The organism is Streptomyces sp. NPDC046122 (genome assembly GCF_056429965.1).
This window is the reverse complement of the sequence record NZ_JBWKLQ010000005.1, coordinates 419,372-438,850: the sequence shown is the minus strand read 5'-3', so window position 1 is coordinate 438,850 and position 19,479 is coordinate 419,372. Positions and strand designations below refer to the sequence as shown.

Sequence of the window (19,479 nt, the reverse complement as noted above, 5' to 3'; positions counted from 1 at the left end):
CATGCAGCAGCGACAGGCGGACCTCACGAAGCGGCGGGCAGTAGACCTGTGCCGCGTCGCCGCCATGCTCTGTCGTACTGCCTGAGCGGGCTCTGACCGGCACAGTCCGGCGCCCGCCTTCCCCGGCCCTCCGACCGACCGACCGAACTGGTGCAGTCGACGTCAGGGCCACCCCCCGTGCGGTCGTCCACCGTCGCGCCTTCGCGCGTCGGCGTACCCGCACAGCCCCTCGCGCATAACCGCCGCACACTGCCCCGGAGGAGAACAGCATGAGCCGCAGCGACGTCCTGGTCGACGCAGACTGGGTCGAGGCCCACATCGAGGACCCGAAGGTCGCCATCGTCGAGGTCGACGAGGACACCTCGGCGTACGAGAAGAACCACATCCGCAACGCGATCCGGATCGACTGGACCAAGGACCTCCAGGACCCCGTCCGCCGCGACTTCGTCGACCAGGCCGGCTTCGAGAAGCTCCTGTCCGAGAAGGGCATCGCGAACGACACCACGGTCGTCCTCTACGGCGGCAACAACAACTGGTTCGCCTCGTACGCCTTCTGGTACTTCAAGCTCTACGGCCACCAGGACGTCCGCCTCCTCGACGGCGGCCGCAAGAAGTGGGAGCTCGACTCCCGCGACCTGGTCGCCGAGGTCCCCGAGCGCCCGGCCACCCAGTACAAGGCCCAGCCGCAGGACACCTCGATCCGCGCCTTCCGCGACGACGTCGTGGCCGCGATCAACAGCCAGAACCTCGTCGACGTGCGGTCCCCCGACGAGTTCAGCGGCAAGCTGCTCGCCCCGGCCCACCTCCCGCAGGAGCAGTCGCAGCGTCCGGGCCACGTCCCGTCCGCCCGCAACATCCCGTGGTCGAAGAACGCCAACGACGACGGCACCTTCAAGTCGGACGAAGAGCTCAAGGCGCTGTACGAGGCCGAGCAGGTCGACCTGGCGAAGGACACCATCGCGTACTGCCGCATCGGTGAGCGCTCGGCCCTGACGTGGTTCGTCCTGCACGAGCTGCTCGGTGTCGACAACGTCAAGAACTACGACGGCTCGTGGACCGAGTACGGCTCGCTGGTCGGCGTGCCGATCGAGCTCGGCGCCAACAAGTAACCCCTCTCGCCTGCGACTTGAAGGACGGAAACACCATGTGTGGAGCAAAGGCCGGCGGCCCCGACGCCTCGACGATCAAGCCCGGTGAGACCACCATCCAGGGCAGCGTGACCCGCGACGGCGAGCCCGTCACCGGTTACGTCCGCCTCCTGGACTCGACCGGCGAGTTCACCGCCGAGGTCCCGACCTCGGCCACGGGCCAGTTCCGCTTCTACGCGGCCGAGGGCACGTGGACCGTGCGCGCGCTCGTACCCGGCGGCACGGCGGACCGTACGGTCGTCGCGCAGACCGGTGGCCTCGCGGAGGTCGCGATCGCCGTCTGACGACGCTCTCTACTGGCCGGAGGGCCGCACCCCAGGGGTTGGACGCCACTGGACGGGGTGCGGCCCTCCGGTCGTACGGTGGAGGTATGTACGCGCGGCGGCGGCACGCCTACTTCCTGCTGATGGGCGGATGCGTCTTCCTCTTCGTCTCGGCCTGGGCCGTGGTGCGCCTGTGGTCCGTGCCGGCGGCGGTGGGCATGTGCTTCGTCGCGATGGTCATCCCGCCCGTCGCCGCGATGGTCGCGAACCGGCGGGGGCCGGACGACCGCTGGTGGGACGACCCGTCCGGCGACCCGAAGTCCGACGACTGGTGGGACGAGCTGGACGGCAAGAAGCGTCCCCAGTAGGCCCCGGGCAGGTCAGTAGACGAGGGCCTGCACGCCGTCCGCCATGATCTCGCTGACGAAGACCTGGGCGCCCGCGATCCGTACGCCCTCGATCACGTCCTTCTCGGTGATCTCGCGCCGCGCCGCGCACTGGGTGCACAGGGTGATCTGCCCCGCCGCCGTGATCGACTCGATCAGGTCCGGCAGCGGCGCCGCGTGCGGCAGCTCGAACTCGGCCGCGCGGCCGGGCAGCGCGAACCACGAGGACTCGCCGGTCAGCCAGAGCGAGACCTCCACCCCACTGGCCGCGGCCACGGCCGCCACCGTGAACGCCTGCGAACACCGCTCGGGAGCGTCGGCCCCGGCAGTCACCTTGATCACGAGCTTCTTCGCCATGACCGAACTGTAATCCGCCGCCGTACAACCGCCTCCGCCCCTCACTGGTCTGTAGTGCGCCGCAGGTAACGGAACCTGCGCCTCAGGTCTCGTGGGGGCCCCTTTGGAAGCTCAGGAAGACGTTCCTGATCGGCAGGAACGTGAACGAGAAGAAGCACCGGCCGTCCGGTCGCGCGCCCGTACGCCCCTGATCATCGCTGCCGCCGCGGCACTGGGCGTCGTCGGCGGGCTGGCCGCGGGTTACACCGTCCAGGCGGACCGCCCGCCCACGCCCCTGCCCGCCCTCGCGCAGCCCGGACTGGTGCACCCCGCGAAGGCCCTGTCCGAGGGCAAGGGGCCGGAGCCGTTGTCCGCCAAGGTCGACCACCGCGTCAGGACGGACGGTGACCTGCGCAAGCTGCTCGTGCCCAAGCCCGGCGGGGCGCGTGACGCGGCCATGGCCGGTCTGGACGACGGCTGGAAGGACATCGGGTCCTACGCCCTGGAGTTCGACAGTCCGGACTACATGTTCGGCGAGCTCGCGGACGGCGACTTCCGCCGGATGGCGGTGGCCGCCTGGGAGCTTTCCGCGCACCGGGAGGCGTACGTCCGGCTCGTCCAGTACCAGCCTGGACCCGTGCACGGGGCCGCCGAGCATGCCGAGGGCCAGCAGGGTTACATGGGCGGGTACGAGGACGGGGCCGGCAACTCCGGCGACGCCCTCAAGGGCAGTGGTAACGGCCGCTACTGGCTCTTCCCGGTGAAGAACAAGGCCGGATACCTGCCGCAGTACCGTGCCCGCGCGGTGTTTCATCGCGGCGACGTCATGGTCGACATCAACATCCTCGACACCAAGCGGATCAGCAAGCGCGACATCCGCGTGCTGGCCGAGCGGCAGCTGGAGCGCTTGTGAACAAGAACCTGACGCGTCGGCTGTTCGGCACGGCGCTGCCCGCCGTGCTGGTGGCGGGCGCCCTCGTCGGCGGAGCGGCGTACACCGTGAACACGGCCGGCTCCGCCGACGTGACCGCTCCCACCACGGTGTGGAAGGAGCCCGAGGGCAGGCCCGCCAAGGACCCGGCGGGCGACGTCGCCAGGGGCAGGGACTCGACCGAGCTCAGCGCACTCCTGCTGCCCGTCCCCGAGACGTATCGCCTCGGCCCCGACATCGGCGCGTACGGCAATGACGATGAGCTCAGCAGCGCGCAGGCGGTCGCTCTCCTCAAGGAGCAGGGGCGCGGGGTCTACGGGAAGAAGCGCCGGGAGTACGAGCGGGAAGTCGACAAGCTGGGCGTGCGGGGGGTCGCCGTGCGGTCGTACGCGTCGAACGCCGGCGATCTCGTCGTCCAGACCCAGATCGTCCGGATAGAGGACAGGAAGCAGGTGCACGACCTGTACCAGTTCCGGATGGAGCTGCTCCGCCTCCTGGGCGTCCCCAAGGGCCCGAAAGTCGAGGGACACAAGAAGGCGTCCTGCGTCATGGTCGCGCCCGCAGGGCTCTGGTCCGGCACCGGCAAGAAGCCGGGGCTCGACGGAATGTTCTGCATGGCGTACGACGGCGAGCTGATGGTCAACATCACGGCCTCCGGCACCGAACCGTTCTCGAAGTCCGAGGTCACCAGGCTGGTCAAGGACCAACTCGACCACATCGTGTCCCCGGGGGAGTACATATGACCGAGCAGCTCACATCGTCGACGGAGGCGCCCGCCGAAGCCGCGCCCGCCCGGCATGCCGTCGAAGTCCCCGCCGCGCCCAAGCCGCGGCGCAAGGCGCTGCGGGCCGTCGCCCGGTGGACCGCAGCCCTGGTCGTATGCGGCGGGATCGGGACCGGCACCGCCTTCGGGGTCGCGTCGATGGAGCGTACCGACGTGCCCGGTCTGACCACGCGCAGCGATGGTCGCTGGGACTACCCGGCGCTCTCCCTGCCCGCCCTGCCGGCCGACTCCCCGCGCCCCTTCAACGACGGCAACCGGGGAGAGATCCACCATGCCGACCTGCGCGAGCTGTTGCTGCCTCTCCCGGCCGGCGCCACGCGGGACAAGGAGCTCGACGGCGGCTGGGTGGCCCCCGAGCGGTTCACGGAGGTGTACGAGGAGGACAGGCGGAGGGAGCTGCGGCTCGCGCTGTCCGACTACGCCGTACGCCATGTCGCCGCTCGCGGCTGGACCATGCCGGACGGCACCGCTTCCCGGGTGTACCTGCTCCGGTTCAACTCGGTCGGCATCGCCGAGCGCTTCAAGGACCACGTGCTCGTCGTCGGCGCCGACAGCGGCGCACCGCTCGCCGGGTCGCCCACCCTGGAGCTCGACCCGGACTGGTCGAGCTCGGGCCTGGTCGAGAACACCATGGCGTACCTCTTCGCCGAGGAGAAGCCGTACGACGGCGATCAGTCCCGGCTGGCCTACGTGCAGGCCGGCGACACGATCGCGCTGCTCACGCACTCCAGGAAGGGCGGCGCCCCCCGCGTGCCCTTCCACCAGTCGGTGATTCTCCAGAACCAGCTGCTCGGCTGAAGCCCCGGGACGGCCGTGCCGGGCCCCGCCGACTAAGCTGGGGCCCGGCCCCCGTACTGCCCACCGCTCATGCAAGGAGCAACCCCGTGCTGACGATTTTCTTCGAGGCCCTGCTGGTTCTGGTCTGCGTCGGTGTTCTCGCCTTCGCCGGTCTGACCGTGAAGAAGCTCTACCAGGGTCAGCGCTAACCCACCCCTCCCCTCACAGATCGCCTGAGCAGCTCATGATCGAGATTCCGTCCGACCTGCACCCGGACCTTGTCCCCCTCGTCTTCCTCCTCGGTAACTGGGAGGGCGCGGGCGTCTTCGACTTCCCCGGTGACGAGAAGGCCAACTTCGGCCAGGAAGTCACCTTCACCCACGACGGCCGGGACTTCCTCGAGTACGTCTCGCACACGTGGGTGCTCGACAACGAGGGCAAGAAGGTCCGGCCGCTGGAGAGCGAGTCCGGCTACTGGCGCGTCGACAAGGACCGCAAGGTCGAGGTCGTCATGATCCGCGACCAGGGCGTCGTCGAGGTCTGGTACGGCGAGCTGGCCGACCAGAAGCCGCAGATCGACCTGGTGACGGACGCGGTGGCGCGGACCGCGGCCTCGGGCCCGTACACCGGTGGCAAGCGTCTGTACGGCTACGTCAAGAGCGACCTGATGTGGGTCGGCGAGAAGGCCACACCGGACGTCGAGCTCCGTCCGTACATGTCGGCGCACCTCAAGAAGGTCGTCGACCCGAGCGAGTGGGCCAAGGACCTCAAGGACCTGCCCGACGACGGCATCGCGTTCTTCAAGTAGGCCGTACGCACCGTCGGTCGCTCGCCGCGCTGCCTACACTGGGCACGTGGTGAGCACCGACTGGAAAAGCGACCTGCGGCAGCGCGGCTACCGGCTGACCCCCCAGCGCCAGCTCGTCCTGGAGGCCGTGGACGCCCTGGAGCACGCGACGCCCGACGACATCCTCGTCGAGGTGCGCAAGACGGCGTCCGGCGTGAACATCTCCACCGTGTACCGGACCCTGGAGCTCCTGGAGGAGCTGGGGCTGGTCAGCCACGCGCACCTCGGGCACGGGGCCCCGACGTACCACCTGGCGGACCGCCACCACCACATCCACCTGGTCTGCCGCGACTGCACGAACGTGATCGAGGCCGACATCGCGATCGCCTCCGACTTCACGGCCACGCTGCGCGAGACGTTCGGCTTCGAGACGGACATGAAGCACTTCGCGATCTTCGGGCGCTGCGAGAAGTGCGCCGCTCAGGCCGCGGCAGAGGCCCCCGCCGGTACTTCGGCGGAAGCTTCAACTACCGAGTCGTAGGCTTGCCGCTATGAAGAGTCCCCTGCTGTCCCTGCCCGGCGCCGTCCCCGCCGAAGGGCGCGACGAAGGCGTCGCCGCGCACTACGGAGACCTGTTCCGCGAGCAGCGCGTGCTCGCCGGCGGCGCCGGATTCGTCGACCTCTCGCACCGCGGCGTCGTCACCGTCACCGGCGACGACCGGCTGAGCTGGCTGCACCTCCTGCTCACGCAGCACGTCAGCGATCTGCCGGCGGGGCAGGCCGCCGAGGCGCTGATCCTCACCGCGAACGGACACGTCGAGCACGCGATGTACCTCGTCGACGACGGCGAGACGGTGTGGATGCACGTGGAACCCGGGACGCAGGGCGATCTCCTCGCGTACCTGGAGTCGATGAAGTTCTTCTACCGGGTCGAGACCGCCGACCGGACCGAGGACTTCGCGGTCGTCCACCTCCCGGCCGGCTCCATCGCCGAGGTGCCGCAGGGCGTGGCCGTACGGGAGACCCCGCACGGCCGTGACCTCTTCCTGCCGCGCGCCGGGCTGGAGGCGTACGCCTCCACGCACGGCCCGGCGGTCGGCATCCTGGCGTACGAGGCGCTGCGCGTCGAGGCGCACCGGCCGCGCCTCGGATTCGAGACCGACCACCGCACCATCCCGCACGAGCTGGGGTGGATCGGCAGCGCCGTTCACCTCCAGAAGGGCTGCTACCGGGGCCAGGAGACCGTCGCCCGCGTCCAGAACCTGGGCAAGCCGCCGCGGCGGCTCGTCTTCCTGCACCTGGACGGCAGCGACGTGCTGCTGCCCGCGCCGGGTACGCCGGTGCGGCTGGCGGCGGACGGCGAGGAGGGCCGCCAGCTCGGCTTCGTCACGACGTCGGCCCGCCACCACGAGCTGGGTCCGATCGCCCTCGCGCTGGTCAAGCGCAATGTGCCGGTGGACGCGGAGCTGCTGGCGGGGAACACGGCGGCGGCGCAGGAAGTCGTCGTCGAGCCGTAAGGGCCGGCGGTGCGGGAGCGGGTCGGCCGGGGGTTCGGGCCGGGGTGACGGCCGCGGTTTCGTGCCGGACGGTGGCGCGGTCCGGACCGCGTACGACCGCGGCCGGACTCACACCTCGATCAGGACCGTGAACGGGCCGTCGTTCGTGAGGGAGACCCTCATCTGCGCCCCGAAGCGGCCCGTCTCCACCTGCGCGCCCAGTGCGCGCAGCTGCGCGACGACCTCGTCGACCAGGGGCTCGGCGACCTCGCCGGGGGCCGCGGCGTTCCAGGTCGGGCGGCGGCCCTTGCGGGCGTCCCCGTAGAGAGTGAACTGTGAAATGACCAGAAGTGGCGCATTCACATCGGAGCAGGACTTCTCTCCCGGGAGGATCCGAACCGACCACAGCTTGCGGGCGAGCTGTGCGGCCTTGTCCGTTGTGTCCTCGTGGGTCACTCCCACCAGCACACACAGTCCCTCGCCCACGATTTCGCCGACCGTTTGTCCGGCCACGACGACGCTCGCGCCGTCGACCCTCTGCACCACTGCTCGCATGCGGCCCAATCTATCCGGGGCTGAACGGGCGTAGAGCGCCTGCGTAGCCGCCGTCAGGAGTGGCACGATGCACGAAGGCGGTGCGCGCCCCGCACCGGTCGAGGGGACGGAACACACCCATGAGCACACCTGGCGCCGGGCAGTCGCCCGGGCCCGTACCGATGCCGATGATCCGGACGACGTCTTCCGCCTCCGCCGCGCAGCCACCCGCGCAGCGGTCCGGCGACAGCATGGGCGGCGGTTCGCCGGCGCCCGAGCGCGGGAGGAGAAGCGATCTCGGTGCGCTGCGGCTGCCCGAGCTGCGCGGCCTGCGCCGTGACTCGCAGCGGGACGAGGCGGACCTCAGCTATGTGCGGCGGCTGCTGCACGGGCGGATCGACATTCTGCGGGCCGAGCTGGCGCGGCGTACGGGGCCGGAGTCCCCTGTCGTCGAACGCCTCTCGGAGATCCTCGCGGACGCGCCGTCGCGCCACCGCTCCTCGGCCCGGCACGTGACGATGTCCACGCCGCAGAGCGAGGAGTTCCGGCTGCTGGCGGCCGAGATGCTGGCCGACGTGGAGCTGTCGGACCTCGCCGCCCGTACCGACGAGGAGCTGCACGCGGCGATGGGCCGGCTGGTCCGGTACGAACAGCAGGTCTCGCGGCGCCGGCAACAGCTTCAGCGGACGGCTGACGATTGCAGCGCGGAGATTGCCCGCAGGTACCGTGATGGGGAAGCACAAGTAGACGACCTGCTGACCTGAGGCCGCGATCCGGCCTTGCGGGAGCCTGGTCCTGTACCCGTTCCCGGAAGGTCGAGATGTCCTCCAGCACCGCCGCCGCGCCGTCCCCGGTCATATCCCCGGTCCTCGCGGAAGTCGTTCGTTCCGGTTTCGTCGAGGGCCACCACCGGGGTTCGCTGGTCGTGCTGGCGGCGGACGGCAGCGTGGAGCTGGAGATGGGCGACCCGTACGCCCCGGTCTTCCCGCGGTCCAGCAACAAGCCGATGCAGGCGGCGGCGATCCTGCGGGCCGGGCTCGACCTGTCGGGTGAGCGGCTGGCGCTGGCGGCCGCGAGCCACTCCGGCGAACGGTTCCACCTCGATCTCGTACGGAAGATGCTGGCCGGTGCCGGGCTCACGGAAGCCGACCTCCAGACCCCGCCCGACCTGCCGCTGGACCCGGTGGAGGCCGAGTCGTACCTCGCGGCGGGCGGGGTGCGCGAGCGGCTCACCATGAACTGCTCGGGCAAGCACGCCGCGATGCTGGCGGTGTGCGGGCTGAACGGCTGGGACGCGGCCTCCTACCTGGACCCCGGGCATCCGCTCCAGCAGCTGGTGCTGCGGGTGGTCGAGGAGGCCAGTGGCGAGCGCGTGACGGCGGTCGGCACGGACGGCTGCGGGGCGCCGCTCATGGGGATCAGCCTGGTGGGGCTGGCGACGGCCTTCCGCAGCTTCGTGCTGGCCGAGCCGGGCACGGCCGAGCGCCGCGTCGCGGACGCGATGCGCGCGCACCCGGAGTACGTCGCCGGCACGCGCCGCCCCGACACCTGGCTGATGCGCGAGGTGCCGGGCACGCTGTCCAAGATGGGCGCCGAGGCGGTCCAGGCGGTGGCGCTGCCGGACGGCCGCGCCCTGGCCTTCAAGGTCGACGACGGCGCCACGCGGGCGCTGGGACCGGTGCTGGCGCGGGCGCTGCGGCGGCTCGGGGTGGACGCTCCCGTGGTGGAGCGGATCGGCCGGTCGCCGCTGATGGGCGGGGCGGCCGAGGTCGGGGAGATACGCGCGGCGTTCTGAGGTTGGGGATGCGCGGGGCGTTCTGCGGCCGGGGGATGCGCGCGGCGTTCCGAGGCCCCCCGTCGTGCGCGGCGCCTGCGGAACGGTGTGGGGGCGCACCGCAGTTGGCGGGCCCCGGGCGGTGAATGGTGGCGACAGGCGGCGGCCCGTGTGCCTAGCGTGGGCGCATGAGTGTCGACGTCCGTCCCATCACCGAGTCCGAGTTCCCCGACTGGCTGCGCGCCCTCGCCACCGGCTTCCTCCGCCCGCCCGCCCTGCCGCCCGAGGAGACCGCGGAGCGGCTGCCGCACATGTACTCGCCGCGCGTGCGGGGCGCGTTCGACGCCGGGCGCTGTGTCGCGACGTACCGCTCCTTCGCCCAGCGGATCACGGTGCCCGGCGGCGCGGCGGTCCCGGCGAGCGCCGTGTCGAACGTGACCGTGACGCCGACGCACCGCCGCCGCGGGCTGCTCGGCCGGATGACGAACGCGGACCTGGCGGAGGCGAAGGAGCGCGGCGACGTGCTGTCGACGCTGATCGCCGCCGAGTACCCGATCTACGGGCGGTACGGGTTCGGGCCCGCCGCCTCGGTGGCCGAGTGGGAGGTCGACGTACCGCGGGCCGGGCTCGACCCGCGCTGGGCGGGGCCCGGCGACGGGGGCCGGGTCGATCTGGTCGACGGGGCAGACGTGCGCAAGCTCGGGCCCGAGCTGCACGAGCGCTTCCGGGCGCGGCAGCACGGCGCGGTCGACCGGAACGAGCGGTGGTGGCAGCTCGCCACGGGGCAGGTGGTGATGTCGTTCGAGCCCTGGACCGAGCCGTTCTACGCCGTCTACCGGTCGCCCGGCGGCGAGGTGGAGGGGCTGCTGGTCTACCGGGCCGACGAGAAGTGGGGCGACGCCAAGCAGCCGCTCAATACGGCGACCGTCAGCGACATGATCGCGGTGTCCCCGGCGGCCGAGCGCGCGCTGTGGCACTTCCTCTGCGCGATCGACTGGATCACGACGGTACGGTCCGGACACCGCGCCGGCGACGACCTGCTGCCCCTGCTGCTCCCGGACCCCCGGGCCGCGCGGATCGTGACGCAGTCGGACTACCTGTGGGTGCGGCTGCTGGACGTCGTACGCGCCCTGGAGGCTCGCACGTACGCCGTGCCGGCCTCGCTCGTGCTGGAGGTGCACGACGGGTCGGGGTTGTCCGGCGGACGGTTCCGGCTGGACGCCTCGGCGGACGGGGCGGTGTGCGCGCCTTCGGCGCAGTCGCCCGATCTGGCGCTGGACGTGCGGGAGTTGGGAGCACTGTACCTGGGCGAGGAGTCGGCGGTACGGCTGGCGGCCCTCGGCCGGATCGCGGAGGAGTCGACGGGAGCGGCGGCCGTCGCGGACGCCCTCTTCCGCACGCCGAGGCGGCCGTGGTGCCCGGACATCTTCTGAGCGGCGAGCGCGGCCGGGCGGTGGGCCACGGGCTCGAAGGTACGCGGCAGGTGTGCGGGGCCGGGTGGTGGAGGCGGGCTCGGGGGTAGCCCGGTGCTCGTGCGGGGCGGGTGGTGGAGGCGGGCTCGGGGGTGCCCCCGTGCTCGTGCGAGAACATCGGGCCCGACATGCGCCGCAAGGATCGCGGGTCGCGACGAGGTCGCGGGTCTGTCGGCCATGACGTGCGGACGAGGAGGCGGCCGGCGCCCGTGCGGGGGCGCCGGCGGACGTCCGCGTGAGCCGGTACTGGCGGTGGCTCAGCCGCGTCCCGCCACCGTCAGCAGCGCCTTGCCCGGTACCTCGCGTGCCTCGATCGCGGCGTGCGCCTCCGTTGCCCGGGCCAGCGGGAACGTCGCCGCGATCACCGGGCGCAGACGGCCGGCCGCCGCCTCCGCCAGGGCCCTGGTCAGCAGCCGCGTGACGTCCCGTGTCCCGTACTGGACCTCGGCGATCCCCCGCAGCGTGATCCCGCGCCGCCGCGCCTCCTCGGCGTCGATCGGGGCGAAGCCGCCGCTGGGCGCGCCGTGCGCGGAGACACGGCCTCCGTCGGACACCAACGCGAAGGCGGAGAGGCCGAGTTCGCCGCCCGCTCCGTCCAGCAGTACGTCCGCTCCCGTGCCGCCCAGCGCCTTGCGGGCCCGCTCGGTCCAGCCCTCCTCGGAGTAGTCGACGACCGCGTCGGCGCCCAGTTCCCGTACGAGATCGAGCTTCCGCTTGCCCCGCGCCGCCCCGACGACGTGCGCGCCCGCCGCGTGCGCCATCTGCACCAGCAGCGTCCCCATGCCGCCCGACGCGCCGAGGATCAGTACCCGCTCGCCCGCCCGGATGCCGATCGCCTCCGCTATGCCGGTGCCGGTGACGCCGTCGTGCGCCAGCGCGGCGGCCTCGCGCAGGCCGAGGCCGTCCGGAACCGGAACCAGGCGGTCGACCGGGACGGCCAGCTGTTCGGCGTACGTCCCGGCCGTACTCGGACCCACCACCACCCGGCGGCCCTTCCACGCCGGGTCCACGCCCTCACCGAGCGCCAGCACCGTCCCGGCCGCCGCGCCGCCGGGAACGTACGGCGGCTCGATGCCGAAGCGCGGTCCCCAGCCGGCCCGGATCTGCGTCTCGACGTAGATCGTGTCGATCACGGAGACCTCCACGACCACCTCGCCCGGACCGGCCACCGGATCCGGCAGTCCCGTCTCCACCAGTACCTCGGGGCCGCCGAACCGTGTCACCTGAATCGCGCGCATGCCGTGCACTCCCCACTTCGTCGGTGTGCCCGTGAGTCTGTGACCTCAAGTGCTGTTGAGGTCAAGCGCGTCGGGCCGCACCGCCGGCGCGGCGGTCGGGGCGTTCGTCGACGAGGTATGGGAAAGAGCACCGGGCGCGGGGGTGGCTTCGGCCGTCAGCTGTCCGCGCGGCGCAGCCGTACCACCGGAATGTCGCGGCTGGTCTTCTTCTGGTAGCCCTCGTACGGTGCGAAGACGTCCACCAGCAGCGGCCACACCCGGGCCTTCTCCTCGGCGGAGAGCGTCTCGGCGCGGGCGGGGAACCGCTCGGTGCCGACCCGCAGGTGAACGTCCGGGTTGTCCTTGATGTTCAGGTACCACAGGGGGTGCTCGTCGGAGCCGCCCTTCGACGCCACCACCAGGTGGTCGTCGCCGTCGCGGCCGTAGATCAGCACGGTGCGGCGGATCGCGCCGCTGCGCCGCCCGACGTAGTCCAGCAGCAGGCAGGGGGCGCCCTGCACGGTGGTGCCCCTGGTGCCGCCGGACTCCTCGTACAGCTCGGCCTGCTCGGCCACCCAGCCGGTGGGGCTGAGCTTCACCGCGCCGCTGCCGTCGCCACCGCCGTTTTCGTCTGTCACCTGCGCCGCACCGCTGGTGTCGTGTGTCACCTGTGCCGCACCGCCGTTGTCGTGTGTCACGTGTGCCGCTCCTTCTCGCCGTATCGCTGTCCCGTCGTGGTGCCGGACACCTTCCAGGGTCACCCCTGGCGGCCGCGGTGGCGTAAAACCGCTCGACAACGGGCTTACGGAGCAAGAACATTCACCCCGATGACACGAACCGACATCCCGCCCACGCCCGACGAGCGCGCTTCGCTCGCCACCTTCCTCGACTACGTCCGCGCCACCGCGCGCGCCAAGTGCGACGACGTGTCGCCACAGGACGCCCGCAAGGCCCCGCTGCCCGGATCGCCGCTGATGACGCTGTGCGGGCTCATCAGTCACCTGCACTGGGTCGAGTACTACTGGTTCCAGGTGGTGTTCCTCGGTGAGGAGGACGAGGGGCCCTGGACGGACGACGACCCCGACCGCGAGATGCGCGTCGCCGTCGACGTCCCGCTGGCCGACCTGCTCTCGGCGTACGAGGCCCAGAGCGCCCGCTACCGCGAGCTGGTCGAGGACAACGACCTGGACGCCGAGGCGAAGCGCCCCCGGAGCAACGGAAGCCGCGTGAACCTGCGGTGGATCCTGCTGCACCTCATCGAGGAGACCGCCCGCCACAACGGTCACCTCGACATCCTGCGGGAACTCGCGGACGGCCGTACCGGCGCCTAGGCGCGCTACCGCACGCCGGGCGGCGGCCCTTGGTCCTGGGGTTCCGGGACGGCGTGAGCTGGATTGCTGTCACCGGTGGTGCATCGTTCTCGTCACCTTGAGATCGTTTGTGGTCTGGCCTTCGACACAGACAGCCCCAAGGGGACGAGTTGATCACGGAGTACCGGCAGAAACTGCGCGAGCGCTACATCGCCGCCACAGTCATGCCGGCCCCGGAGCCGTGGCAGCCGGTGCTGGACCACAGGACCCCCATCGGGGGTCTGCTCGGCATTGGCTTCGCCGTCCATCCCGACAACGGGCACGACCTCGTCATGGTCGTGTCCAGCGCCGGTCATGGACTCTTCGACGCGGTCGCGGGCGAGAAGATCGCCCGCGACCGGGACCCGGACCCCGACACCAGCACTCCGGACGCGTCGCCGGAGCTCACCTGCCCCGGGCTCGGCCCGATCGAGGGCACGCCGGTGCGTATCGCCGGGCTCTTCGGCGGCGGCCTCCACGGCACCACACCGGACGGCTGGACCCTGGACGTCGTCAGCCCCGAGTGGCCCCACGACCGCGTCGTCCTCTCCGCCGACGGCGGGTCCCACAAAGGCCCGGCGGGAGGGACGTGGTGGCACATCTTCCACTCCGAGCACTCAGCACTCCGCGCAGCCGGATTCTCTCCCTCCGGCCTGACCCTGGCGGTCGCCACCAGCAGCGACCTCACCCTCTGGACCCGACCAAGGGGCGACGGACGGGCCGGGCAGGACCGCCGGGATTCCTCGCCCACGACGCCGGCACCGAGCCCGTCGGAGTGACGTGGGAACACTTTTGCAAGCAGGCGCTTGCAAAAGTTAGCGCTCATGCCGCACTATCGGGACATGGCATCACTCAACGTCGGCAATCTCGGCGGGTATCTGCGCGAGCAGCGGCGCAACGCGCAGCTGTCGTTGCGGCAGCTCGCCGACGCCGCCGGGGTGTCCAATCCGTACCTCAGCCAGATCGAGCGCGGCCTGCGCAAGCCGAGCGCGGACATCCTGCAGCAGCTCGCGAAGGCGCTGCGCATCTCCGCCGAGACGCTGTACGTCCAGGCCGGGATCCTCGACGAGCAGGAGCGCGAGGAGCTGGAGACGCGCGCCGTCATCCTCGCCGACCCGTCGATCAACGAGCGGCAGAAGCAGGTGCTGCTGCAGATCTACGAGTCGTTCCGCAAGGAGAACGCGGCCGACGCGATACCGGACACCGCACCGCACCCGCGGACGGACGCCGAAGCGCACGCGGAAACGGACGCCGTCGCTGACGGCTCCCGCGCGGCCGACGGCAGTGATGCAGACACACCACCACCCTCACAGTGAACTGAGCTCCGGGAGGACCACAGTCATGGCCATCACCGATGACCTGCGTAAGACCCTCACCGACCCGACTCCCCTCTACTTCGCCGCCGGCACCGCGGACCTCGCCGTGCAGAAGGCGAAGAAGGTACCCGCGCTGATCGAGCAGCTGCGTGCCGAGGCTCCGGCGCGCATCGACGCCGTACGCAACACCGACCCCAAGGCCGTCCAGGAGAAGGTGACCACGCAGGCCAAGGAGGCCCAGGCCACGGTCCAGGCGAAGGTGACCGAGGTGCTCGGCACGCTCGACACCGACTTCAAGAAGCTGACCGAGCAGGCGCAGGACCTGGCGCTGCGGAGCGTGGGCGTGGCCGCCGAGTACGCGGTCAAGGCGCGTGAGGCGTACGAGAAGGTCGCCGAGCACGGCGAGCAGAGCGTGAAGGCGTGGCGCGGCGAGGCGGCCGAGGAGATCAACGAGATCGCCGTCGCCGTCGAGCCCGACCCGGAGCCCCGCGCGGAGGAGCCGAAGGCCGCCGAGGCCAAGGCCGCCGGGGCCAAGAAGACCCCGGCCGCGCGCAAGGCGCCGGCGAAGAAGGCCACGCCGGCCGCCGAGAAGTAGGGCGAGCGGGCAGGCATCACGACCGCGGCGAGCCGGGCACCTTTGTGGGTGTCCGGCTCGTTGTGCGGGTACCTTGGCCGCGAGGCGCACAATCACTCTCTAGGCGGTGTCCAGCATGCTGCTCTCGACATTCGGCACTCTGCTGTCGTTGCTCAACCTCGCCATGCTCGTCCTCGCCGTGGTGGCGCTGTTCTTCGCCGCGACGGCCCGTGAGGACGCGTACCGCGCCACCGACAAGCAGTCCAAGGTCTTCTGGCTGGTCCTGCTGGGCGTGACGGTCGCGGTGAACCTGTTCGTCCCGATGCTGTTCCTGCAGATCGCCGGGCTGGTGGCGACCATCGTCTTCATGGTGGACGTACGGCCCGCGATCAAGCAGGTGTCGGGTGGCGGCGGCGGTGGCCGCAGGGGCGGCGGCAGCAGCAGCGACGGTCCGTACGGGCCGTACAACGGCGGACGCTAGCCCGCCACGGCGGACGGCCCGCGGCCGTCCGCCGCCGGGGCGCCCCGGACAGGACCCCGCGCCGGCGCTCAGCCCCGGTCGAGGAGCAGCAGCGCCACGTCGTCGGTCAGTTCGCCGCCGTTGAGGTCCCGGGCCTCGGTGACCGCGGCCTCCAGCAGGGCCTCGCCGCGCAGTCCGGCGTCCAGCCTGCGGTTGATCATCTCGACCATCCCGTCCTGACCGAGCCGCTGCTTCGACCCCGGCGGGCCGACACGGCCCTCGATCAGGCCGTCCGTGTACATCATCAGGCTCCACGAGCCGCCCAGCTCGACCTGCCGACGGGACCAGCGGGCGCGCGGCAGCAGGCCGAGCGCGGGACCGCCGTCCTCGTACGGAAGCAGCTGCGCCGCCCTGCCCTGGCGGGCGATCAGCGGCGACGGGTGCCCGGCCAGGCACATCCCGGCCCGCCGCCCGTCCGGGGCGATGTCGACCGTGCAGAGCGTCGCGAAGATCTCCTCGCTCTCCCGCTCGTGCTCGAGAACCTGCTGGAGTGTGGACAGCAGCTCGTCGCCGCACAGCCCTGCGAACGTCAGGGCGCGCCAGGCGATGCGCAGCTCCACGCCGAGCGCGGCCTCGTCGGGGCCGTGGCCGCACACGTCGCCGATCATCGCGTGGACCGTGCCGTCGGAGGTGCGGACCACGTCGTAGAAGTCGCCGCCGAGGAGGGCGCGCGAGCGCCCGGGCCGGTAGCGGGAGGCGAACCGCAGGTTCGACCCCTCCAGCAGCGGCGTCGGCAGCAGACCGCGCTCCAGACGGGCGTTCTCCTGGGCGCGCAGCCGCGACTCCGCCAGCTTGTGCTGGGCCCTGTCGGCGCGCTTGCGCTCGACGGCGTACCGGATGGCGCGGCTGAGCTGGCGCCCGTCGAGCTCGTCGCGGAAGAGGTAGTCCTGCGCGCCGACGCGCACCGCCTCGGCGGCCCGCTCCGCGTCCGTCTCGGCGGTCAGCGCGAGCACGGCGTGCCGGGGCGCGAGGCGCAGCACGTGCCGCAGCGCGGCCAGCCGGTCCCCGTCCTCGCCGTCGCCGGACGAGGGGGCGGGCAGGGCCAGGTCGAGCAGGATGCAGTGCACGTCGTCCGTGAGGAGCCGCTCCGCCTCCGTGAGGTTGCGGGCGGTGCGGATACGGACACGGGTGCCGGCGGCGTCGAGCAGCGACGGAACGGTGAACGTCCCCGCCGGATCGTCCTCGATCACCAGCAGGGTGAGGTCGGTGCTGTTCGCGGACACGCCGGGGGAGGCAGGAGCGCCCTGGGCCGCGGTCGCCACAGACGCTGCGGCTGATGCGGTCTCCATGCTGCTCCCAACCTGTTGTTTCGGCAGGAGAACCTGACCGTGTTCCACGGCCGTGCTCTCACGCTGCCGCGGTACGGGTACGGGCATCGGTTTCGGTTTCCTTCCCTCCCCCCGAGGGTGCGGCGGCACGACGATCGACGTTCCGCCAAACGGGGACCATAGCGTTACCCGGCGCCCGAGCGGAATGCCGAGCGAAAAGCCGACGGGGTCATATGCCGCCTCCCACAACGCATCCGGCCGTATCGGCGGGGTGCCGGGTCATGACGAACATCACGCCCCGGGCCACCCGTACGGCCGCGCCCGGCCGGCTTCGCCCCGCGCCCGCCGGCCCGGACCTACTTGTCCGGACGTACGACGCCCAGGATCGGCATCGAACCGGCCCCCGCGATCGTCACGTCCCGGCCGGGACGGGGCGCGTGCACCATCGCGCCGTCGCCCACGTACATCCCGATGTGACTGGCGTCGTCGAAGTAGACGATCAGGTCGCCGGGCCGCATGTCCTTCACGTCGACCCGGGGCAGCCGCTTCCACTGCTCCTGCGACGTCCGCGGTATGGCCCGCCCGCCCGCGAGCCACGCCTGCGACGTCAGCCCCGAGCAGTCGAAGGAGCCCGGACCCTCGGCTCCCCACACGTACGGCTTGCCGATCTGCGCCGTCGCGAAGGCGACAGCGGCCTCGCCGCCCTTCGTCGCCCTGCCGGCGGCGTTCGCGAGCGCTCCGGAGTCGAGCCAGGCGGTCTGCGCCCTGTACTGCGCCTCCTGCTCCATCTTGAGGAGCCGCTCGCGCTCCTCCTTCTCCAGCGTCGACTCGAGCTTCTCGGCGGCGGTGATCTGCTTCTTGATCTCCTTCTTCGCCGCTTCCTTCTTCTTGCGGCTGGACTCCAGCCGCTTCCACTGGGCGGTCGCGTCCTCGGTGTACGCCTCCAGGTCGGTCTGCGTCCGGGACAGTTCGCCGAGGAGTCCCCTGGCCGCCTGCTGTCCTTCCCGCAGCCGCCCGGCCCCGTCGAGGAAGTGCTGGGGGTCGCGGCTGAGCATGAGCTTCGCCTCGGGCGGCAGTCCGCCGCTGCGGTACTGGGCGCGGGCCTCGGCCCCGATCCGGCGCTTCAGGTCCGTGATCCGTTTCTGGCCCTCGACGATCTCCTTGGCCAGCTTCACGATCTCGGACGACTGCTTGTCGGCACGCTCCTCGGCGAGGTTGTACGCGTCCGTGGCCGCCCCCGCCTTGCGGTAGAGCGCGTCGATCTCGGCCCGTACCTCCTGGAGCCGCTGCTCACTGCGCGGCGGGTTGGGATCGGCGTACGCCTGCCCGGGCGCGGCCAGCACGGTCAGGGCGCAGACCAGCGCGATCGCGGTCGCGGCGCTGCGACATCGGTTCACAAGCTCCCCCGGATCCCCCATCACATGCGCACGCATGTGATTTACCGTCAGTAACTTAGGCCCAATGGATGCTGCCATGCCGTCAGTGAAAACGACAGAGGCCCCTGCCCACTGGTTTCTGACGAACAGGCAGGTCGCCGCGTTCCCCTGCACGGCCACTCGTTCGAGAAAATCCGGGACGGTTTCAGCCGGTGCGCGGCTGGAGAGCGGCCCAGTCCACGGTGACCTCGCCCTGACGCCACCGCCGCTCCCCGTCCGCCAGCGGCCAGTCGGCCGAGAGGTCGCGCACGGACTTGATCCAGCGCTGCCGGGCGCCGAGCGGGGCGTACGGAGCCGCCGCCGCCCACGCCCGGTCGAAGTCCCGTAGGAACGCGTGCACCGGCTCGCCCGGGACATTGCGGTGGATGAGCGCCTTCGGCAGCCGCTCCGCGAGGTCGGAGGGCCGCTCCAGCGACCCCAGCCGGGTCGCGAACGTCACGGTCCGCGGCCCTTCCGTCCCCAGCGCCACCCACACGTGCCGCCGCCCTATCTCGTCGCACGTCCCCTCGACCAGCAGCCCGTCCGGCGCCAGCCGCCCGCACAGCCGGGCCCAGACCGCCGCGACCTCCCCCTCGTCGTACTGGCGCAGTACGTTCGCCGCCCGGATCAGGGCGGGCCGGCGGCCGGCGGGCAGCGGTACCTCGAAGCCGCCGTGCCGGAAAGCCAGCCCGTCGCGCTCGTACGGCTTCGCGGCCGCGACCCGCGCCGGTTCGATCTCGATGCCGACGACCTCGGCGGCGGGCGCGGCGGTGCGCAGCCGGCCGAGCAGTTCGACGGCGGTCCAGGGCGCGGCTCCGTACCCCAGGTCGACCGCGACGGGGTCGGCGCTCCGCCGCAGCTCGGGGCCGTGCGCGGCGGCGATCCAGCGGTCCATGCGGCGCAGGCGGTTCGGGTTGGTGGTCCCGCGGGTGACGGCGCCGACGGGGCGCGAAGGAGAGGTGCGGGAAGCCATGAAGCGAGGGTAAGGGCCCGCACCGGCTCGCAAAGGTTGAGGCAGCTGAAGTAATGATTTGGCAAAACGGAAATTGGAGGGGGTCATTCCGCTGTTTGGGCCCTACGGAGGGCCGCATCCGCGCGCCTCCCGAGGCATGCCCAGAGCGAGGAGGAACCG

At 71.6% G+C, this 19,479-nt stretch carries 25 protein-coding genes; 18 read left to right on the top strand and 7 right to left on the bottom strand.

The genetic code is table 11. The features are described 5' to 3' along the window. Window position 1: 1 nt before the first annotated feature. The 4 genes from AC07FK_RS17880 to AC07FK_RS17865 all read left to right on the top strand — a co-directional run bounded on the left by AC07FK_RS17880 (window position 2) and on the right by AC07FK_RS17865 (window position 1,779). The gene (locus tag AC07FK_RS17880; protein ID WP_355254274.1) at window positions 2-85 is read left to right on the top strand and encodes a putative leader peptide; all 84 of its coding nucleotides are present in this window, start codon (window positions 2-4) and stop codon (window positions 83-85) included. A gap of 184 nt (window positions 86-269) precedes the next feature. Then, window positions 270-1,109, top strand: a complete 840-nt coding sequence (locus AC07FK_RS17875; RefSeq protein ID WP_479105812.1) for a sulfurtransferase — start codon at window positions 270-272, stop codon at window positions 1,107-1,109. A 35-nt stretch (window positions 1,110-1,144) separates the two neighbouring features. Continuing rightward, window positions 1,145-1,432 carry a DUF1416 domain-containing protein gene (locus AC07FK_RS17870; RefSeq protein WP_018101653.1) on the top strand — a complete coding sequence of 96 codons (288 nt, stop codon included), beginning with the start codon at window positions 1,145-1,147 and terminating at the stop codon, window positions 1,430-1,432. Between the two features lie 86 nt (window positions 1,433-1,518). Further along, the gene (locus tag AC07FK_RS17865; RefSeq protein WP_479105811.1) at window positions 1,519-1,779 is read left to right on the top strand and encodes a DUF3099 domain-containing protein; all 261 of its coding nucleotides are present in this window, start codon (window positions 1,519-1,521) and stop codon (window positions 1,777-1,779) included. A 12-nt stretch (window positions 1,780-1,791) separates the two neighbouring features. Here the strand turns inward: AC07FK_RS17865 and AC07FK_RS17860 are convergent, their stop codons facing one another. Continuing rightward, entirely contained in the window at window positions 1,792-2,154 is a 363-nt protein-coding gene (locus AC07FK_RS17860; protein ID WP_479105810.1) for a DsrE family protein, read from the bottom strand. Between the two features lie 103 nt (window positions 2,155-2,257). On the opposite strand from AC07FK_RS17860, the gene AC07FK_RS17855 reads away from it, so the two are divergent. The 6 genes from AC07FK_RS17855 to ygfZ all read left to right on the top strand — a co-directional run bounded on the left by AC07FK_RS17855 (window position 2,258) and on the right by ygfZ (window position 6,929). Further along, entirely contained in the window at window positions 2,258-3,046 is a 789-nt protein-coding gene (locus AC07FK_RS17855; RefSeq protein WP_479105809.1) for a hypothetical protein, read from the top strand. Next, window positions 3,043-3,807 carry a hypothetical protein gene (locus tag AC07FK_RS17850; protein ID WP_479105808.1) on the top strand — a complete coding sequence of 255 codons (765 nt, stop codon included), beginning with the start codon at window positions 3,043-3,045 and terminating at the stop codon, window positions 3,805-3,807. The genes AC07FK_RS17855 and AC07FK_RS17850 overlap by 4 nt, the downstream gene beginning before the upstream one ends. Then, window positions 3,804-4,646: a hypothetical protein gene (locus AC07FK_RS17845; RefSeq protein ID WP_479105807.1), complete on the top strand. Its 843-nt coding sequence runs from the start codon at window positions 3,804-3,806 to the stop codon at window positions 4,644-4,646. Before AC07FK_RS17850 ends, AC07FK_RS17845 begins: the two co-directional genes overlap by 4 nt. 223 nt (window positions 4,647-4,869) lie before the next feature. Then, complete coding sequence (locus AC07FK_RS17840; protein WP_069928154.1) at window positions 4,870-5,433, top strand: heme-binding beta-barrel domain-containing protein; 564 nt, start codon at window positions 4,870-4,872, stop codon at window positions 5,431-5,433. A gap of 46 nt (window positions 5,434-5,479) precedes the next feature. After that, the gene (locus AC07FK_RS17835) at window positions 5,480-5,953 is read left to right on the top strand and encodes a Fur family transcriptional regulator (RefSeq protein ID WP_479105806.1); all 474 of its coding nucleotides are present in this window, start codon (window positions 5,480-5,482) and stop codon (window positions 5,951-5,953) included. A 10-nt stretch (window positions 5,954-5,963) separates the two neighbouring features. Next, window positions 5,964-6,929, top strand: a complete 966-nt coding sequence (gene ygfZ / locus AC07FK_RS17830) for a CAF17-like 4Fe-4S cluster assembly/insertion protein YgfZ (RefSeq protein WP_479105805.1) — start codon at window positions 5,964-5,966, stop codon at window positions 6,927-6,929. 108 nt (window positions 6,930-7,037) lie between these two features. Here the strand turns inward: ygfZ and dtd are convergent, their stop codons facing one another. Further along, window positions 7,038-7,463 (bottom strand): D-aminoacyl-tRNA deacylase, encoded by a 426-nt coding sequence (dtd, locus tag AC07FK_RS17825; protein WP_479105804.1) that lies wholly within the window; start codon window positions 7,461-7,463, stop codon window positions 7,038-7,040. 119 nt (window positions 7,464-7,582) lie between these two features. On the opposite strand from dtd, the gene AC07FK_RS17820 reads away from it, so the two are divergent. The 3 genes from AC07FK_RS17820 to AC07FK_RS17810 all read left to right on the top strand — a co-directional run bounded on the left by AC07FK_RS17820 (window position 7,583) and on the right by AC07FK_RS17810 (window position 10,649). Next, window positions 7,583-8,206 (top strand): RsiG family protein, encoded by a 624-nt coding sequence (locus AC07FK_RS17820; RefSeq protein ID WP_479105803.1) that lies wholly within the window; start codon window positions 7,583-7,585, stop codon window positions 8,204-8,206. A gap of 56 nt (window positions 8,207-8,262) precedes the next feature. Beyond that, window positions 8,263-9,237 (top strand): asparaginase, encoded by a 975-nt coding sequence (locus tag AC07FK_RS17815; RefSeq protein WP_479105802.1) that lies wholly within the window; start codon window positions 8,263-8,265, stop codon window positions 9,235-9,237. 167 nt (window positions 9,238-9,404) lie between these two features. Beyond that, window positions 9,405-10,649: a GNAT family N-acetyltransferase gene (locus tag AC07FK_RS17810; RefSeq protein ID WP_479105801.1), complete on the top strand. Its 1,245-nt coding sequence runs from the start codon at window positions 9,405-9,407 to the stop codon at window positions 10,647-10,649. A gap of 296 nt (window positions 10,650-10,945) precedes the next feature. On the opposite strand, the gene AC07FK_RS17805 is transcribed toward AC07FK_RS17810, so the two are convergent. Both AC07FK_RS17805 and AC07FK_RS17800 read right to left on the bottom strand, forming a co-directional pair. Then, window positions 10,946-11,926 (bottom strand): zinc-binding dehydrogenase, encoded by a 981-nt coding sequence (locus AC07FK_RS17805; RefSeq protein ID WP_479105800.1) that lies wholly within the window; start codon window positions 11,924-11,926, stop codon window positions 10,946-10,948. 155 nt (window positions 11,927-12,081) lie between these two features. After that, complete coding sequence (locus tag AC07FK_RS17800) at window positions 12,082-12,543, bottom strand: nitroreductase family deazaflavin-dependent oxidoreductase (RefSeq protein ID WP_479105880.1); 462 nt, start codon at window positions 12,541-12,543, stop codon at window positions 12,082-12,084. Between the two features lie 189 nt (window positions 12,544-12,732). On the opposite strand from AC07FK_RS17800, the gene AC07FK_RS17795 reads away from it, so the two are divergent. The 5 genes from AC07FK_RS17795 (at window position 12,733) to AC07FK_RS17775 (ending at window position 15,625) form a co-directional block, all read left to right on the top strand. Beyond that, window positions 12,733-13,236, top strand: coding sequence for a DinB family protein (locus AC07FK_RS17795; RefSeq protein ID WP_479105799.1), 504 nt, complete (start codon window positions 12,733-12,735; stop codon window positions 13,234-13,236). Window positions 13,237-13,385: 149 nt separating this feature from the next. Next, complete coding sequence (locus AC07FK_RS17790) at window positions 13,386-14,033, top strand: hypothetical protein (RefSeq protein WP_479105798.1); 648 nt, start codon at window positions 13,386-13,388, stop codon at window positions 14,031-14,033. Window positions 14,034-14,096: 63 nt separating this feature from the next. After that, complete coding sequence (locus AC07FK_RS17785) at window positions 14,097-14,570, top strand: helix-turn-helix domain-containing protein (RefSeq protein WP_479105797.1); 474 nt, start codon at window positions 14,097-14,099, stop codon at window positions 14,568-14,570. A gap of 25 nt (window positions 14,571-14,595) precedes the next feature. Beyond that, the gene (locus AC07FK_RS17780; RefSeq protein WP_479105796.1) at window positions 14,596-15,165 is read left to right on the top strand and encodes a hypothetical protein; all 570 of its coding nucleotides are present in this window, start codon (window positions 14,596-14,598) and stop codon (window positions 15,163-15,165) included. 115 nt (window positions 15,166-15,280) lie between these two features. Then, complete coding sequence (locus AC07FK_RS17775; protein ID WP_479105795.1) at window positions 15,281-15,625, top strand: DUF2516 family protein; 345 nt, start codon at window positions 15,281-15,283, stop codon at window positions 15,623-15,625. Between the two features lie 68 nt (window positions 15,626-15,693). On the opposite strand, the gene AC07FK_RS17770 is transcribed toward AC07FK_RS17775, so the two are convergent. From AC07FK_RS17770 to AC07FK_RS17760, 3 genes are all read right to left on the bottom strand, one after another. Next, complete coding sequence (locus AC07FK_RS17770) at window positions 15,694-17,040, bottom strand: PP2C family protein-serine/threonine phosphatase (RefSeq protein WP_479105794.1); 1,347 nt, start codon at window positions 17,038-17,040, stop codon at window positions 15,694-15,696. A gap of 248 nt (window positions 17,041-17,288) precedes the next feature. Next, the gene (locus AC07FK_RS17765) at window positions 17,289-18,365 is read right to left on the bottom strand and encodes a C40 family peptidase (protein WP_479105793.1); all 1,077 of its coding nucleotides are present in this window, start codon (window positions 18,363-18,365) and stop codon (window positions 17,289-17,291) included. Window positions 18,366-18,513: 148 nt separating this feature from the next. After that, window positions 18,514-19,320 carry a class I SAM-dependent methyltransferase gene (locus tag AC07FK_RS17760; protein ID WP_479105792.1) on the bottom strand — a complete coding sequence of 269 codons (807 nt, stop codon included), beginning with the start codon at window positions 19,318-19,320 and terminating at the stop codon, window positions 18,514-18,516. Between the last annotated feature and the right edge of the window lie 159 nt (window positions 19,321-19,479).

Excerpts from the sequence above, each read along its gene's own strand:
- AC07FK_RS17880 (WP_355254274.1), top strand. The coding sequence starts at position 2 with ATGCAGCAGCGACAGGCGGACCTCACGAAGCGGCGGGCAGTAGACCTG.
- AC07FK_RS17875 (WP_479105812.1), top strand. The coding sequence starts at position 270 with ATGAGCCGCAGCGACGTCCTGGTCGACGCAGACTGGGTCGAGGCCCAC.
- AC07FK_RS17870 (WP_018101653.1), top strand. The coding sequence starts at position 1,145 with ATGTGTGGAGCAAAGGCCGGCGGCCCCGACGCCTCGACGATCAAGCCC.
- AC07FK_RS17865 (WP_479105811.1), top strand. The coding sequence starts at position 1,519 with ATGTACGCGCGGCGGCGGCACGCCTACTTCCTGCTGATGGGCGGATGC.
- AC07FK_RS17860 (WP_479105810.1), bottom strand. The coding sequence starts at position 2,154 with ATGGCGAAGAAGCTCGTGATCAAGGTGACTGCCGGGGCCGACGCTCCC.
- AC07FK_RS17845 (WP_479105807.1), top strand. The coding sequence starts at position 3,804 with ATGACCGAGCAGCTCACATCGTCGACGGAGGCGCCCGCCGAAGCCGCG.
- AC07FK_RS17840 (WP_069928154.1), top strand. The coding sequence starts at position 4,870 with ATGATCGAGATTCCGTCCGACCTGCACCCGGACCTTGTCCCCCTCGTC.
- ygfZ (WP_479105805.1), top strand. The coding sequence starts at position 5,964 with ATGAAGAGTCCCCTGCTGTCCCTGCCCGGCGCCGTCCCCGCCGAAGGG.
- dtd (WP_479105804.1), bottom strand. The coding sequence starts at position 7,463 with ATGCGAGCAGTGGTGCAGAGGGTCGACGGCGCGAGCGTCGTCGTGGCC.
- AC07FK_RS17820 (WP_479105803.1), top strand. The coding sequence starts at position 7,583 with ATGAGCACACCTGGCGCCGGGCAGTCGCCCGGGCCCGTACCGATGCCG.
- AC07FK_RS17815 (WP_479105802.1), top strand. The coding sequence starts at position 8,263 with ATGTCCTCCAGCACCGCCGCCGCGCCGTCCCCGGTCATATCCCCGGTC.
- AC07FK_RS17810 (WP_479105801.1), top strand. The coding sequence starts at position 9,405 with ATGAGTGTCGACGTCCGTCCCATCACCGAGTCCGAGTTCCCCGACTGG.
- AC07FK_RS17805 (WP_479105800.1), bottom strand. The coding sequence starts at position 11,926 with ATGCGCGCGATTCAGGTGACACGGTTCGGCGGCCCCGAGGTACTGGTG.
- AC07FK_RS17795 (WP_479105799.1), top strand. The coding sequence starts at position 12,733 with ATGACACGAACCGACATCCCGCCCACGCCCGACGAGCGCGCTTCGCTC.
- AC07FK_RS17785 (WP_479105797.1), top strand. The coding sequence starts at position 14,097 with ATGGCATCACTCAACGTCGGCAATCTCGGCGGGTATCTGCGCGAGCAG.
- AC07FK_RS17780 (WP_479105796.1), top strand. The coding sequence starts at position 14,596 with ATGGCCATCACCGATGACCTGCGTAAGACCCTCACCGACCCGACTCCC.
- AC07FK_RS17775 (WP_479105795.1), top strand. The coding sequence starts at position 15,281 with ATGCTGCTCTCGACATTCGGCACTCTGCTGTCGTTGCTCAACCTCGCC.
- AC07FK_RS17770 (WP_479105794.1), bottom strand. The coding sequence starts at position 17,040 with ATGCCCGTACCCGTACCGCGGCAGCGTGAGAGCACGGCCGTGGAACAC.
- AC07FK_RS17765 (WP_479105793.1), bottom strand. The coding sequence starts at position 18,365 with ATGCGTGCGCATGTGATGGGGGATCCGGGGGAGCTTGTGAACCGATGT.
- AC07FK_RS17760 (WP_479105792.1), bottom strand. The coding sequence starts at position 19,320 with ATGGCTTCCCGCACCTCTCCTTCGCGCCCCGTCGGCGCCGTCACCCGC.